This window comes from Exiguobacterium aestuarii (genome assembly GCF_020171655.1).
Taxonomy (GTDB): domain Bacteria; phylum Bacillota; class Bacilli; order Exiguobacteriales; family Exiguobacteriaceae; genus Exiguobacterium; species Exiguobacterium aestuarii_A.
Genome location: NZ_JAIVAC010000004.1, coordinates 56,831 through 71,629 on the forward strand (window position 1 = coordinate 56,831; position 14,799 = coordinate 71,629).

At 48.2% G+C, this 14,799-nt stretch carries 21 protein-coding genes; 15 read left to right on the forward strand and 6 right to left on the reverse strand.

The window, feature by feature from the left end; all coding sequences use genetic code 11:
- Positions 1-32 precede the first annotated feature (32 nt).
- On the reverse strand, positions 33-464 hold the full coding sequence (locus tag LCM29_RS13965) for a MarR family winged helix-turn-helix transcriptional regulator (protein WP_224863545.1): 432 nt from the start codon (positions 462-464) through the stop codon (positions 33-35).
- A 19-nt stretch (positions 465-483) separates the two neighbouring features.
- On the reverse strand, positions 484-1,689 hold the full coding sequence (locus LCM29_RS13970) for an MFS transporter (protein ID WP_224863547.1): 1,206 nt from the start codon (positions 1,687-1,689) through the stop codon (positions 484-486).
- 161 nt (positions 1,690-1,850) lie between these two features.
- Here LCM29_RS13970 and LCM29_RS13975 point away from each other — a divergent pair, with 161 nt between their 5' ends.
- The 12 genes from LCM29_RS13975 to LCM29_RS14030 all read left to right on the forward strand — a co-directional run bounded on the left by LCM29_RS13975 (position 1,851) and on the right by LCM29_RS14030 (position 8,488).
- The gene (locus LCM29_RS13975) at positions 1,851-2,300 is read left to right on the forward strand and encodes a hypothetical protein (RefSeq protein WP_224863549.1); all 450 of its coding nucleotides are present in this window, start codon (positions 1,851-1,853) and stop codon (positions 2,298-2,300) included.
- A gap of 13 nt (positions 2,301-2,313) precedes the next feature.
- The gene (locus LCM29_RS13980) at positions 2,314-2,772 is read left to right on the forward strand and encodes a hypothetical protein (RefSeq protein ID WP_224863551.1); all 459 of its coding nucleotides are present in this window, start codon (positions 2,314-2,316) and stop codon (positions 2,770-2,772) included.
- A gap of 9 nt (positions 2,773-2,781) precedes the next feature.
- Entirely contained in the window at positions 2,782-3,285 is a 504-nt protein-coding gene (locus tag LCM29_RS13985) for a hypothetical protein (RefSeq protein WP_224863553.1), read from the forward strand.
- Positions 3,282-3,782 (forward strand): hypothetical protein, encoded by a 501-nt coding sequence (locus LCM29_RS13990; protein WP_224863555.1) that lies wholly within the window; start codon positions 3,282-3,284, stop codon positions 3,780-3,782. The genes LCM29_RS13985 and LCM29_RS13990 overlap by 4 nt, the downstream gene beginning before the upstream one ends.
- Entirely contained in the window at positions 3,757-4,239 is a 483-nt protein-coding gene (locus LCM29_RS13995) for a hypothetical protein (protein ID WP_224863557.1), read from the forward strand. Before LCM29_RS13990 ends, LCM29_RS13995 begins: the two co-directional genes overlap by 26 nt.
- Positions 4,240-4,346: 107 nt before the next feature.
- Positions 4,347-5,285 carry a DMT family transporter gene (locus LCM29_RS14000; RefSeq protein ID WP_224863559.1) on the forward strand — a complete coding sequence of 313 codons (939 nt, stop codon included), beginning with the start codon at positions 4,347-4,349 and terminating at the stop codon, positions 5,283-5,285.
- Positions 5,286-5,297: 12 nt separating this feature from the next.
- Positions 5,298-5,723 carry a DMT family transporter gene (locus LCM29_RS14005; protein WP_224863561.1) on the forward strand — a complete coding sequence of 142 codons (426 nt, stop codon included), beginning with the start codon at positions 5,298-5,300 and terminating at the stop codon, positions 5,721-5,723.
- Between the two features lie 12 nt (positions 5,724-5,735).
- Positions 5,736-6,395, forward strand: coding sequence for a Crp/Fnr family transcriptional regulator (locus tag LCM29_RS14010; RefSeq protein ID WP_224863563.1), 660 nt, complete (start codon positions 5,736-5,738; stop codon positions 6,393-6,395).
- A 12-nt stretch (positions 6,396-6,407) separates the two neighbouring features.
- The gene (locus LCM29_RS14015; RefSeq protein WP_224863565.1) at positions 6,408-6,881 is read left to right on the forward strand and encodes a DMT family transporter; all 474 of its coding nucleotides are present in this window, start codon (positions 6,408-6,410) and stop codon (positions 6,879-6,881) included.
- A gap of 129 nt (positions 6,882-7,010) precedes the next feature.
- Positions 7,011-7,481, forward strand: coding sequence for a hypothetical protein (locus tag LCM29_RS14020; protein ID WP_224863567.1), 471 nt, complete (start codon positions 7,011-7,013; stop codon positions 7,479-7,481).
- 58 nt (positions 7,482-7,539) lie between these two features.
- Positions 7,540-8,031 carry a hypothetical protein gene (locus tag LCM29_RS14025; RefSeq protein WP_224863569.1) on the forward strand — a complete coding sequence of 164 codons (492 nt, stop codon included), beginning with the start codon at positions 7,540-7,542 and terminating at the stop codon, positions 8,029-8,031.
- Positions 8,024-8,488 (forward strand): hypothetical protein, encoded by a 465-nt coding sequence (locus LCM29_RS14030; RefSeq protein ID WP_224863572.1) that lies wholly within the window; start codon positions 8,024-8,026, stop codon positions 8,486-8,488. Before LCM29_RS14025 ends, LCM29_RS14030 begins: the two co-directional genes overlap by 8 nt.
- A 120-nt stretch (positions 8,489-8,608) precedes the next feature.
- Here LCM29_RS14030 and LCM29_RS14035 read toward each other — a convergent pair whose 3' ends face one another.
- The 3 genes from LCM29_RS14035 to LCM29_RS14045 form a co-directional block, all read right to left on the reverse strand.
- Entirely contained in the window at positions 8,609-9,337 is a 729-nt protein-coding gene (locus LCM29_RS14035; RefSeq protein ID WP_224863574.1) for an ABC transporter ATP-binding protein, read from the reverse strand.
- Between the two features lie 9 nt (positions 9,338-9,346).
- Positions 9,347-10,072, reverse strand: coding sequence for a hypothetical protein (locus LCM29_RS14040; RefSeq protein ID WP_224863576.1), 726 nt, complete (start codon positions 10,070-10,072; stop codon positions 9,347-9,349).
- Positions 10,073-10,186: 114 nt separating this feature from the next.
- Positions 10,187-11,683: a phytoene desaturase family protein gene (locus LCM29_RS14045; RefSeq protein WP_224863578.1), complete on the reverse strand. Its 1,497-nt coding sequence runs from the start codon at positions 11,681-11,683 to the stop codon at positions 10,187-10,189.
- A gap of 186 nt (positions 11,684-11,869) precedes the next feature.
- Between LCM29_RS14045 and LCM29_RS14050 the strand changes: the two genes are divergently transcribed.
- Complete coding sequence (locus tag LCM29_RS14050) at positions 11,870-12,253, forward strand: hypothetical protein (protein ID WP_224863581.1); 384 nt, start codon at positions 11,870-11,872, stop codon at positions 12,251-12,253.
- Between the two features lie 40 nt (positions 12,254-12,293).
- Here LCM29_RS14050 and LCM29_RS14055 read toward each other — a convergent pair whose 3' ends face one another.
- On the reverse strand, positions 12,294-12,893 hold the full coding sequence (locus tag LCM29_RS14055; protein WP_224863583.1) for a TetR/AcrR family transcriptional regulator: 600 nt from the start codon (positions 12,891-12,893) through the stop codon (positions 12,294-12,296).
- Between the two features lie 171 nt (positions 12,894-13,064).
- On the opposite strand from LCM29_RS14055, the gene LCM29_RS14060 reads away from it, so the two are divergent.
- Positions 13,065-13,793, forward strand: a complete 729-nt coding sequence (locus LCM29_RS14060; protein ID WP_214696943.1) for an ABC transporter ATP-binding protein — start codon at positions 13,065-13,067, stop codon at positions 13,791-13,793.
- On the forward strand, positions 13,786-14,799 hold the full coding sequence (locus tag LCM29_RS14065; RefSeq protein WP_224863585.1) for an ABC transporter permease: 1,014 nt from the start codon (positions 13,786-13,788) through the stop codon (positions 14,797-14,799). The genes LCM29_RS14060 and LCM29_RS14065 overlap by 8 nt, the downstream gene beginning before the upstream one ends.

Sequence of the window (14,799 nt, forward strand, 5' to 3'; positions counted from 1 at the left end):
GAAAGGGATTTCCGATGTGGAAATCCCTTTCTTCATTTGAACTTTTGAATCATCAACGCGAGCGAGCGGTTGATCATCTTCATCTCGTCATCCTCGAGGACGGAGAACATCTCTTCAGCGAGGCGCTCTTCAATCGCATCGATTTGTTTCGAGTACGCCAGGCCGTTCGGACCGAGCCGGATGAAACTTTCCCGAAGGTTCTCAGGATTTTTTTCGCGAACGACGAAGTCGCGTTGCTCGAGCACTTTAATCACCTGACTGACGGCACTTTTGGAGATGGACATCTTCGTCGCAATCTCTGTCGTCGTCCACGTCTCTTGGCGCTTGAAGAGAAGCAACATCTGTTCTTGTTGATAACTCAACTCGAACTCGTTCAATTCCGTAAAATATTTCGTGAACAGCAAGTCCAGCTCATCGATTTGGCGGTACATCGTGAGGACTTGTTGTTTTCGTGTTTCATTCAACGTGTCATTCATCCTTTCTTTACGGTGTCCGTCGGAACGTTTCGCTCCGTAGATATAAGAGAACACCACACACTAGTCCGATTATACCAAACGCCAATAAGAGCGTTTGAATCGGTACAGCCAGGGCGACAAGAACCGATAAGATGGCGAACGCGATTGGTTCCAGGCCCGAGGCGGCGAGTGACATGATACTCATGACGCGTCCAATTTTGTCAGAGTCGCTTTGTTCCTGCATGATGGTGACGGTCGGCAAGTACACGAGCATGATCATAAATCCGCTCATGGAAGCCGCGACGGCAAGCAGTGGAATCGATTGAACCTGCGTGTAGAGGAAGAATGCACCGAGCGTCAGGAACAGTGCTCGGAAGACGAAACGTCCACGATGAACGGACCGCAATAATAGAATCAGAAAACTTGCGACGAACGTTCCAACGGCGAGTCCGCCTTCGATGATACTTAAATCAAAAGCCGTCCCTCCGACCGCACCGACGAGAATCGGGATACTCATGATGAGCGGTCCCATGACGAACAAGTTGACGATCGCGATCGCGAACGTCCCGCTTCGTAAAACAGGTGTCTTCGATACGTAACGAATGCCTTCTTTCAAATCAACGAGCACATCTTTTGGGGAGAGCGGAGCGACCTCGGGAATGTGATCTTGAATCAGCCGAGGCATGATCAAAATCGCAGAGAGGAAGATCAAGGCAGCCGCTGTTCCGAAACTGAGACCAAAACTTCCCCACGTGAGTAGGATCCCTGCAAGGAAAGGACCGATGACGAACATCAACTCGAGCGACCCTTGGAAGAGGGAGTTCGCGCGTTGCAACTGTTGACCTGATACGATTGAAGGAATGAGTGATGACAGTGCGGGGTAAGACATCCCGTCTAAAAGACCAAACAATATGGAGATGACCAAGAGTGCTGCCACCGAATAGGCGTCAGCAAAATGAAGCGAGACGACAAGTAACATCAAAACGCCTTGCCCGATATTCGTTAAACATAACAAGCGACTCTTTTGGAACCGGTCGGCGAACACACCGCCGAACACCATCATGATCACGCGAGGTAACGAGACCGCGGTCAAAATGATTCCGAGTAGCGTCGGTTGTTTCAACACATCAATGGTTAACCACGAGACGCTCAAGAAGAAAATTGAAAACCCGAGCGTGAGCGTCATCCCGGATAACCAGGTAAACACAAATCGGGAATTGCTTAATAAACTCATGTTGATAACCTCTTACTTTCATTCTTTAACATATAGTTAAGTTAACTAAACTATAGGCCGAGACAATCATATCGTCAAGAAACATGACTTTGGTACGAAAATGTAAAATAACGGAACTTTTCTCATGCTCATCCCGTATAGTGAAATAAGAGGTGAATGAGATGAACAAGCAAGAACGACTACATACAATCAAACGATCAAATCGAAAGCGACTCCTGCAACGCTTACTCTTAGCGCTTCCGGCAGGTCTTGCGGTTTACTTCCTCATGCGAACGGACGGGAACATTTGGATTGGGTTCGCAATCATCGGTGGGGTGTTACTTGCGACGCGTTACTTCTTTTCGAATGAAGCAGAGGCGATCAGTCAATTATCGGGGCAAGAACAGGTGAGACGTGTCGTGACACTGCAGTATCATCTGGACTTCCTCTTTATCGCATTGCTCGGACTGGTGAATCCGTTGGCCATTCGAATCATAGAGTGGTCTTGGATTCCTGCAGTTCTTATCGGTGGGGCATTGCTTTATATCTTATGGGCTCAAGAGAAACTCGATCAACAAATCCGCTGGCTCGACCCGGAACAACCGACACGTCGAGAGATTCGACGATTCTGAAAGGATGAATGAGATGAATAAACAAGAACGGATCAATACGATTTATCGTTATCAGCAGCGTTGGCTTTTGTTGCGCTCAATTCTTGCAATACTGACAGGTGGACTTGTCGTACTCGTGCTTCAATCTAATGGAGAACCGATGTACACTATCCTGTTGGCGCTCGTACTAACAATTATGCTTTACGTCATCGGACGAGAACGTCGCTTCGTCAGGAAGTTAACGAATGTGGAACAAGCCAAACGGATCATCGATTGGCAGTATGTATCGGAAATGGGGCTACTCGTCTTATTAGCCATCCTCTTTCCATTCATCGTTCTAATCGGTTGGCCGGGATGGTCGCTCTTCATTGTCTTCTTAAGTGGAGTCACCTTATTACACTTCGTACAAAAGATGCTCGACAGACAGATTTCCGAGTATGATGCGGATCAACCGATGCGCCGCGAAATCAAACTCGACTTCGTGAAAGATTGAGGTGACAGCGTGGATAAGGCGGAACGACTTCAACGAATTGAGCAGTTTGAGAAGCGCTTCAATCGTCTGAATATAATCGCAAGCGTGGTCATGTTTGGCGTATCGATTTATTTTCTGTCGACATGGAGTCCGTATAGCATTCTCCTACCAGGTGTCGCACTTCTTTATACGACATGGCTTGAATGGAACAAGATGAGATTACAGCAACCCTTCAACGAATCGACACGCTATCATCGTCTATTACGAATGGATTTTACTGTCATGTTAATCAGTCTGATGTGGTTCGTGGTTTTGATTGTCATGCATTTCAACGGAATCGATATCTTACCGTGGATGAGTTGGACGCTTCTCATCAGCGGACCGTGTCTCATATTGATTCCACGTTGGATTGACCGAAAGCAGTCCGCCCTTGATGAGCACCACGTCACATCGGGCGAATGGACCCGGGCAAATCGTGAGCGTTTGAAACATGCGTTAGATGATATTTCAAGGAAAGGTCGTAAGGAATCATGACGAAACAAGAACGAATTCAATATATCGGCGCGTATCGGCAAACGCATCAAAATACGAGCATCTGGCTTACGGCGGCCCTCATTTTCTGCAACAGTTTCGTGCTCGGTTTTGACACATGGTGGATATGGGGGATCGGGTCGACGCTAGCAGCGACTGGACTCATGTATCTAACACGTCAAGAAAGTAAACAGTTGCAAACCTTGACGTCCGGAAAAGCCGAGTTACTCACGAGACGCTTGTACCGCCTCTATTCTTACTGGATTGGAGTGGTCATAGGAATGGTCCTTCTCAGTCGCCTTGAGGTTTCGTCAATCGGTCTAGGCTTCATCGTCCTGGGCATCATTGGTCTAGGGATTGTCCTGCTAGCATGGACCCACTATCAGACCGTCCGGCAATTACGACAAGCCGACCCGGACCAACCGACACGGGATGAGGTGACGAAGCACTATCGATCTTACGAAGGGAGTACATATGCTGACGAAAGAAAAGCGAATTGAACAGTTGCTCAAACAAGATGACAGTCATTGGCGTTGGCGGTGGGGCGTCGCCATCGCGACCGTCGTGATGACATTCCTCATCGCTGCGCAGTACAGACTGTACGCCCCGCTCATCGTCTTCATCAGTTTTTTCCCGTATCTCTGTCTCGAGTGGCGGAAGACAAAACTGCTTCTTACCTTTAACGAGGATGCCCGTTATCAACGTCTGGTGTATACAGACTTTGGGATCCAGTGGGTCTGCTTCGTTTCGACGATCTGCCTACTAGCCGCTTATTATGCCGATTCGTTATCTCCTGTCGTTGCCATTGCCGGGTTGTTCGGAATCGGTGCCCTATCGATTCTTGGGCCAGCGCTCATCAATCGACATCTTCATAAGTTTGATGTGCATCACGTACTTGGGAAAGAGTTGCGTGAAGCGCGCAATCAGCGTTTCCATGAATCCAACACGAACACCTGAAAAGGGTTCGTGTTTTTATTTGAGGACATCGGTCCTTTTCTTCTTGGGTGCCGAGGCGTAAGCTGACAATGTATAGAGAACTAGTAGAAGAATCGAGGAAGACATTCATGTTAGCTATTTTGATTGGATTGACGATTGGGATTTTGCTACCGATGCAGACGAGTGTGAACTCACGTTTGCGCCAAGTGGTTGGCTCCCCGTTCGTCGCATCGTTTTTATCGTTTACCGTCGGGACCATCTTTTTATCTCTGTTACTCCTCTTGACCGGACAGTCATTCGGGTTTGATAGCTCGATGATTCAGGAAGGTCCAGGGTGGATGTGGATCGGTGGACTGTTAGGTGTTTTGTTCTTAACGGGAAATATCTTGCTGTTCCCGAGACTCGGGAGTGTCCAGACGGTCATCATGCCGATCTTTGGTCAGATTTTAATGGGGTTGTTGATTGACCATTTTGGTTGGTTCAACTCCGTTGAGCATCCGATCACGGCGTTACGCTTGTTCGGGGTCGTGCTCGTCTTACTTGGCGTCATCGGAACGGTCGCCTTATCCGACTGGCTCAACCGCCGAAGAGGCAAGTTGGTCGTCTCCATGGAAACGGACACGGGAAACCTGAACCTTTGGCGACTGTTTGGAATTTTCACAGGAATGATGAGTGCCACGCAAACGGCCATTAACGGCTATTTGGGTACGGTGCTCGAATCGGCTCTGAAAGGAGCATTGGTCTCTTTCGTTGTCGGTACGATGGCGCTCTTACTCATCTTGCTCGTCTCGCGTCAACCGATTCCGCTCGGACGATTGAAAGGTCAACCATGGTGGATCTGGCTCGGTGGGATCATCGGGGCGCTCTTCATCGGAGGAAACGTCCTTATCGTTCCGATTGTCGGGACGGGGATTGCTGTCATCATCGTCATTGTCGGACTGTTATGTGGAAGTTTACTGATCGACCGTTTCGGTTGGTTCGGAGCGAAGAAGAACCCGGTCACCGGTGTGCAAATCATCAGTCTGATTGTCATGGTGATCGGAATTGTATTGATTCGTCTATCTTAAGGGGGGAGAACGATGCGAGGAGTGTTGTTTGCAATCAGCGGGGGCTTCTTTCTGACATTGCAAAGTGTTGCGAATGCGCGAATCAGTTCACAGATTGGGACGTGGCAAGCGGCGACGTTGACACAGTTCACAGGATTCATCATCGCGTTCCTCGTCATGTTGGCGTTGCGCGACCGCACGTATATCGAGATGCGTCACGTGAACCCGCTCTATTTATCTGGCGGAGCGTTCGCGGCGATCATCTTGTTCAGTAATATGACAGCCGTCCACGAGCTCGGAGTCACGCTCACGATTTCCTTGTTCCTCATCGCGCAGTTGGCGCTCGCGCTCGTCATCGACTGGCGTGGATGGTTCGGGATGGTGCGTCGGAACTTGAACGGGATGCAGTTGTTCGGGGTGTTCATGATGATTGCGGGGGTCATTTTATTAAAATGGTAGGGGGAAACGTATATGGTTGAAGCGTATGTGAAGCAATTTGAATTAGACGTTTTGCCCGTTGCTGCGCAACAAGAATTGAAGCTTGTCCGATACGAGCCGGGAGACGTCATTTGTACGCAAGGCGATGAAGCGGAGCATCTCCGTTTCTTAGTGAAAGGGAAGATTCGCGTCTCTCATACTTCCGCTACCGGTAAGCGACTCGTCCTTTCTTTCAAATATCCACTCGATTTGATTGGGGACATCGAATATATTCAATGGACCCCTTATTTGAATACGGTTGAAGCTGTCACAGAAGTTGAGATGCTCGTCATCCGATTCGAGGATTTAGTACGTCACGCGCACGAAGAAGTCGCCTGGTTACATTATTTATTGGAAGAAATCACGCGAAAGTTCGAACGGAAGTCGCAGTCCCTCAGCTTCAACTTGTTCTATCCTGTCGAAGTACGTTTGGCGAGTTATTTATTGTCGATGACGCCAGATGACCAAACGCTAGGTTCGACTGTCGATCAATTGACGGATATCGCTGATTTGATTGGGACGAGTTATCGTCATGTGAACCGGACGCTTCGGCGTTTCGTCGAGGCAGGATTGATTGAACGAAATCGGCGGATGATTACCATCATCGACCGGGAAGGGTTGTTGGAGATTGTCGGGGAGAGTATTTATGAATAGGAGGGGAGAACCATGGCGATTGGGATGATGCTGGCTGTTGTAGGCGGAATGCTCGTCTGTGTGCAAAACACGTTTAACGCCAACGTTAAAAAGCGTGTCGGGGCATGGGCGACGACGACACTCGTCCTTGGACTCGGATTTTTAGCATCGCTCCTGATCGGTCTGTTCCAAGAAGGGAGTGCCTTGTTCCGAGTAGAGGAGATGGAGACATGGTACTGGTTCAGCGGAATCCTCGGCGTCGGGGTTGTCATGAGTGTGACGCAAGGTGTCGAGCGGCTCGGACCCAGTTATGCTATTTCAATCGTCATGGTGTCTCAAATCTTGTTCGCGCTCCTCTGGGATACGTTAGGATGGTTCGGTTTGACGGCCGTCCCGTTCACATGGAAGACGGCCGTCGGGATTGTCTTGATTGTCGGTGGAGTGCTCGTGTTTCAGTTGAGTGGGAAGACACCCATCACATCAGCGAAAGTTTCGAAAGCCGGATAACGAAAAGCATCTGATCCACATCAGGTGCTTTTTCCTTTTTAATGGAAAATCCTCGAAAGTTTGTTTTTAGATTGTTAAGATGAACATACAGAGAGAATTGGATGATTTTTACTGTTGGAGGTGTGTGATGTGTTACGGGAAGAACGAATGGAATACTTATATGACAAGGCATGGACTAAAAAGGGTCCGCTCTTTGTGATGATCATCGGTGTAGTGACAGCGCTTTGGCTATTGTTCAATGATTCAAGAATGAGCCTATCCCTGTTCATCTTTTGTGCGGCGATGCTCATGCCGCTTCTGGTGGCAACATGGCACAAAATTCAGTTGTTTTTACAGTTCAATGACTCATTCACGTACCAGCGCTTCATTTATCTAAAAGGTGTGATTCAGTTTATCCTCTTGATTGGTGTCATATCGACGATGGCACTCTATGCACTGAAGTACATTTCGCTTGATACATTGAGCCTTGGCTGTGCGATGCTAATTGTGAGTTGCCTCATTCTCGAGTCATGGGTCGACTGGAAGATTCTAAAGATTGATAACGAGCATGTCGTCGAGAGTTTATTAGGGCTGATGAACCGGGAGAAGCGTAAGGAATGAAACAAATCGAGAATAGGTTTCGTACATAAAAATAACGAGAACACTCGAGGGGGATTCGATGGTTGACCATGAAGTTAGATTAGAACAAATGTTGAAAGATGATGAAAAGCGAAAGAGACAAATGGTGATTCCTTTAATTGGCGTCATGTTGCTCTTCTTTTTATATTTTTGGAAGACAGACATCCTCTTATTGTTACCAATGATTATCGTTGGACAAGTTCCGCTCCTGTATCACGCTTGGCATCGCAAAAAGTTACTCCTTTTATTTAACGAGGACACGCGATACCAACAACTTGTGCGGTTCGAGTTTTTATTGAATTTTGCTCAGCCGCTTCTGCTTCTCATCCTGATTGCTTGTATAGAGCTTGAATGGATTACATTACTCACGTTCATCATTGCAGCGTTTATCGGAATCATCAGCTTGTTGACGTTAAGCGTTCGCTTAGACCGCAAGCTAAAAGAAATCGACCCGTTACATGTGACGGGTGTCGAGCTCGGCCATGTCCAATTTGAGCGGAAGAAACAAAAAAGGAGGAAAGTGAATGGATAAACAAGAACGTCTCCCCAAAATGGTGGAACAGGACCTCGACGCCCGAGGGATCAGTGCGATATTCGGGATCATCGGTCTGTTTCTCTTACTGGTTGTTTCGGTCATAAAAGGTGTCACGGTGACGACGGTTGCCTTCTCATTCCTCGTGACCCAACTGCCGATGCTCTATCAAGCGTGGCGACGGATGAAGCTGTTGCGCACATTCAACGAAGACGAGGAATACCGACGCCTCGTGCGCCGAGAATTTCTAATCATCGTCACTATGTTTGTGTCACTTGGTGTATTCACTTTCCTCACGAAGTTCGTACTCGATTCGATGCAGGAACTACTCGGTGTCGTATTGATTGGCATCATCCCGCTTCTCATCTTGTACATGACGATGGACCGTAAACTACGTGAAGCGGACCCAGAGCATGTGACCAATCGAGAGTTACGACGCGCACGTCGTGAACAATAAAAATCAGCTCTGACGTGTGTCAGAGCTGATTTTCTTATGAGAACATGGAGATGAGAAAACCGCAGACGACCATGCCGATTGTATAGAATGTGAACCGGTGTCGTTCCCAAAACGAGTCATTCATCGTGTCACCGCCACATCATCAAGTGGTGTGTCGACCATCCGAACGAACGCTTCATCCGGGTCGGTCGTTCCAGATTCTTTGAGCCAGTCCTGGAAGTCCCCTTCATACAAAATACGTCCGCCGTGCAGGAAGATGACGTGGGCATCAAGTTGAGCTAAGTCATGTAACTGATGTGTCGAGATGAGGCACGTCTTGCCTTCGTCGACGAGTCGCTGCAGGCGGCGCATGATTTGAATGCGTGACGCCGGGTCGACTCCGCTTGTCGGCTCATCAAATAAATAGAGAGATCGTTTGATCGAAGACAACAGTGTCACGAAGAGCCATTTCTTCTCCCCGACGGACATCTTCCCGAGTTTCATCGTCCATAGATGTTCGAACAGTTCTTGTTCTCGGGACGTCGAGAGATTATTTACATAAGACTCGAGTTTCTTAAAGTCGGGGCGCTGCGACAGACGCCCGATGAAATAGGCGAAGTCTTTTCCCGTCAACTCATGATGGTTATACATCAGTTGTGTCAAATACAACATGTCCGTCGTCGGAACGAGGTCGAGTGACGCTTTGTCAACGGGAAGGGTACCCGTCATACAATCAAAGAGTGTTGTCTTCCCGGCACCGTTTTGTCCGATCAAAACGTTCAGCTTATTCGGTTGCAGGGTGAACGAGACGCCGTCGAGTACAGGACGTGCCGCTTTCGGATAGCGATAATTGAGTTGGTTTACGTGCATAAGAACCTCCTAGCGTGTGATGAGTGAGACGAGACTGAAGCGTTTCAACGCAATCGTACCGATGATGAAGTAACCGAGTACGGAAAGGAATGTCGCCCATACTCCGAACGAGAGATCAACTTGAGTCGTCAGGTGCAGCAACCCGAGCGCGAATTCATGGAGCGCGTAGAACGGGTTGAGGAAGCTGAACCATTGATCGGGTGACTTCGTCGCCAATATGAAGAGTGGGAACATGAGAATGTTCGCAAACGTTCCGAGACTCGATACTTTCATCGGAAGTGCCGTGATGGCGACACTGGCAACCGCGAACGGGATACTCCCAATCAATATGAGTAGAGCTGACGCAAGTAACGTGAATGAGAAGAACCCGTGTACGAGCGTGACGACAGTTGTGAATAAAAGTAGGCTGATGGAAGCGAACAACAGTTGTGCCAAGATGACGGCGATGACGTATGTCAGTTTGTTCCCGGAGATCATCACGTACGTTTTCATCAATCCATATTCGCGCATGCGAGCGAGTTCGATACCTACACCATTCATATATGTAGCAAGGACAATGTATACCCAAAAATAAGCGATTTGTCCGTAATATTCTGCAGGTGTCGCTTGATGAACACCTGATAATGGTGTCGTCAAAGCGATGACGAGTGGAATTCCGAGTGTCCAAAAGAATGGAACTTTATCCGTGACGACAACTTTGGCATACATAAAGAAATAACTTGTGATTTGATGCATCCTGTTCCTCCGTTTGTATGTTTGATTGTTTGTATCGTAGCACAATATACGGAAGATGATTGGAAAAAGTTTCAAAAAAATAATCCCTCATATCGAATGAGGGATGAAAGAAAATCATTTCACTTTGTCGCGCTTCGCGATTTTATCGCTCACTTGTTGACCACTCAACGTCACCATTGGCATACCGCCGCCCGGGTTGACGGTTCCCCCGACAAAGTAGAGATTATGATAGAGTTCGCTCTGCTTCTTATGCTTGAAGCCACCGTTTCGATTCTTGTCGGCAACCGTTCCATAAATGGCACCTCGGTCCGAGCCATACGTCCGCTCGATATCATGAGGCGTCCATACGTCACGCGTCACCGTATGTTCACGCAAACCATCGAGACCCATGCGTTCTAACTTATCGAGTACACGCTCTTCAAAGGCGGCGTACTCTTCTTCGGTGAACGGATTGTCTTGGATATACGGGATGTGTGGCAAGATTTTAATGTTCTCATGTCCCGGTGGCGCTTGAGTCGCATCGGTCTTATTGACATTGACGAGATAAATCGTCGGGTCGTCTGGAAGCTCGTGTTTCTCAAAGATTTTGTTCATCTGCTCATGCAAGTTTTCGGAGAAGAAGAAGTTATGATGCGCGAGCTGAGGATAGGCTTTCTTCACGCCGAGATGGAGGACGAATCCAGAGCTAGCAGGTTCGTATTTATCGACGAGCTTGTCGACATACTGTTCGTCCGCGTCGACCATTTTCTGATAGAACGGGATGACTTCCATATTCGAAACGAAGTAATCGGCCGAACGGAGACGTCCATCCTCAAGCTCGATCGCTGAGATCTTTTCATTCACTGTGTGGGCACGGACGGCGCCCTGACCGGTATGTAGCTTCACACCGATTTCTTCGGCGAGCTTCGTCAATCCTTCCGCGAGTTTGTGGGTCCCACCTTCGACGTACCAACAGCCTTGGGCGTACTGCATGTAAATCATCATGTTGAGGACGGCCGGTGCGTTATACGGAGACGACCCGACATATTTGACGTAATACGACAGCATGTCCCGAAGATGGGGATTACTGATGCGCTTCTTGATGGCGCTATACATGGTCGACGTCAAATCGAACCCAAAGAGCGTTGGGAAGATCCCCGTCTTCATGACGGCTTCTAAAGGTGATTCAAACCCTTCAGCCAAGTAGCCCTTCTCGGTCGTCTTATAAATGCGGGCTGCGTAATTCAACAGTTCACGATATTCTTGCATGTCTTTTCGAGAGAGGGAAGGATTTGCGCGTTGCATCTGTTCGAGATCATGATAGAGGTCGAGCACGGTCTCGTCCGGGAAGAACGAGCGCCATTCGAGCTCAAGCCGCTTGATGGAAACATAGTCCTCCATCCGTTTGCCGCTTCCGCGGAACAGTTTGTCGAAGATATGGGGCATCGTTAAAATCGAGGGTCCGAGGTCGAAGCCGAATCCGTCTTGTTCGAGACGATTCACTTTCCCTCCAATATGGTCGTTCTTTTCGTAGAGTGAGACGTCGTATCCCTTTTGAGCGAGCGAGATGGCCGCTGACAATCCGCCGAGCCCTCCGCCGATGACGATGACCGACTTATCCACTGATTGCATATATTCGCCGCCTTTCCGAAGTATTATTTTCAAAAAACAGAATGATTGCTACCTCTTCTATTCCCGTTTCTAAATGAATCGAACATGCTTTTACGGATTTGCCACATCCACAAAGATGTCATCCCTGAATCGGGAAAAGTTTTGTATAGTAAGGGAACAGAGACTGAACGAAAGTAGGAATCTAATATGATCGTAAAAACAATCACGCTTCACTTTGCCAACGGGGATGACATCACCATCCCGTTTGATGATATCGAATCGTGTCGGATGCATGATATTCAAGACGGGATGCGTGTTGCGGCGGATGGACAAGTGATCAAAGAAAAAGTGATGTACGGGCTCAATCTCGTTTTAAAGGATTCGGCGAATCAATTGGAATGGGATGGTGAGAGTAAACCGTTTGAACGCCTCCTGCGAATCGCTGACTTACAGCACCTCGCTTTTGAGTTTGAAGGGATGCGAGGGAAGTCATATCGTATCGCGTGGCATGATTTAGAGGCAGTACAGAACGCATACCAGACGACAACTGAAGAGAATGGGAACTTGCATGTGCATGTTCGCATTCCGTAAAAAGGGCCTCTCGCAACGTGTGCGTGAGGCTTTAATTGTTTCACTTCACACCACCGGCGACGAGCGGTCCTTCAAATGTGATCGTATAGATGATGCGAGCGATGTCTTCCGCCGTTTCTTTCGAAGATGGATTGTTCAACCACTCGTAGATGACGCCCATGTGAGCCGAAGAAAGATAGGCGACGAGATATGGAGGCGGGACCATCATCTTATCCGGATCAAATAAGGTTACCGGAGAGCGCTGAAACAAGGCAGCCTGCATAAATTTTCGAAGTTTTGCCTGGAACGTCGGGTCTCCGTTCGGTCCGAGGAGCGGTTTCATGATGATTTGATTGTCTTCGATGAAGCGAATAAACGGGACAAGGTAATGATACGAGTTGTCGGTCCGTTCGTCTCCGAAGATGTGTGGCAAGTGATAAATCAATTTCTGTTCGGCTTCCTCAAAAATTTCATCGACGCATTTCTCCATCAACTCGAACTTATCCACATAATGGCTATAAAATGTACCCCGATTGATGCCGGCCCGTTCGGTCAACTGCTTGACGGTGACGGCTTCAAATCCCTGTTCTTCAATGAGGCTGAAGAAGGCATCTTTGATCAACTTCTTCGTCCGGATGACGCGTAAATCGGTTTGTTCCATATTATTTCTCCTTTTCTTCAACACATGAAGTCCATCTGTCGGAAAACCAACACGATGACTGATATTGACGATTGTTGCTACCGTGAACGAGGTCTATACTAAACTTATAAACCAACACGGTGTCGATTATCTTGAGTATACACGATGAGGCGCCGAAAAGGAGCGATAAGCATGAACATTCAATTGCAACACGTCGACAAGTCGTTCGGTGACCAGCTCGCCATCGACAACATCGACTTCACGATTCCGTCCGGTGAGATTTGCTGTTTGCTCGGACCATCTGGATCGGGGAAGACGACGCTCATCCGACTCATGATCGGCGCACTCACACCAGACAAAGGAAGTGTCCATATCGGCGAAACGAAGATGCCGGACATGGGCATGCTCCGACAAATCGGATTTATGCCGCAAAACGATGGGTTGTATGAAGACTTGTCGGCCGAGGCGAACCTCGCTTTCTTCGGTTCAATTTATAAGTTAGGAAAAAAGGCACTCCAAGATCGCATCACAGAAGTACTCGATCTTGTCGATTTGGCGAACGATCGGCATAAACTAGTCCGTAATTTTTCAGGCGGGATGAAAAAACGTCTGTCGCTAGCCATTGCTATCTTGCATAAGCCAGACGTGTTGTTCCTCGATGAACCGACAGTCGGAATTGACCCGATCTTACGTCGTCAAATTTGGGATCAGTTTCAAGTGATTCGGAGAGAAGGTACGACCATCATCGTTTCAACGCACGTCATGGATGAAGTGCTCGAGTGCGACCGTGCCGCGCTCGTTTACAATGGACGGTTGATTGCCTATGACCATGTACAGGACTTGCTCGACCAGACCGAGAACGGTCGCGTCGAAGAACTATTCTTGATTGCTGGAAAAGAGGAGGTGGGCGATCATGCGTAACTTAGCGAAACGTGTCATCTTCCAAACGTTGAACGATAAACGAAGTGTCGCCTTGATTTTGATTGCACCGCTTCTCATTTTGACACTCGTCTACTTCTTACTCGGTGACTCCGATTACGTGCCGACTGTCGTCCTTGATGACAACGCACCAGAACAGCTTGTTAATGCGTTTGAAGACGAGACGCTCGAGGTGGAACAGGCAACGTTCGATGACCCGAAAGCGTATATCGAAGACAATGAAGGTGTCGATGCCGTCTTTGAAATGGATCAAGAAGGAACGACCATCACGTTACGTGAACCGTCGACGAAGTCGTCAAAGGCGGTTGGTGAGATTCAGGATGCGTTGACGACGCTCAATCCTTCAGCCGAGATCGATACGTCATTCGTGTATGGGGAAGAAGGACAGTCGACGTTCGATTCGTTCGGATTCGTCTTTCTATCTCTCTTCTCGTTCTTCTTCGTGTTCATCTTATCCGCGATGGCGCTCGTCAAAGAACGCAGTGGCGGTACGCTCGAACGACTCTTAATGACCCCAATCAAACGAGGACAGGTCATTTTAGGATATACGCTCGGGTACGGGACGTTTGCGGTCGTTCAGTCGATTTTCATTGTGCTCTATTCGATTTATGTGCTCGGTCTGTCTTCCCTTGGCAATATGGCATGGGTCATGCTGACAATGCTGCTCATGGCAGGTACGGCGGTGCTCTTCGGAGCGACCATCTCAGTGTTTGCCCGTTCGGAATTACAAGTCGTCCAGATGATTCCGTTTACTATCATCCCGCAAGTATTCTTCTCGGGACTCATTCCACTCGACTTGATTCCATACGGTCTTGGGAACTTGAGTTACGTCATGCCAATCTTTTACGGGGCGACGGCAATCAAGGAAGTCATGATTTACGGTAGCGGTTTCTCGGGCATTTGGATGTATTTACTCGGATTGATTCTCTATGCAGGTGTCTTATATCTCTTAAATATGCGGGCACTCGGAAAATACAGAGGACATTGA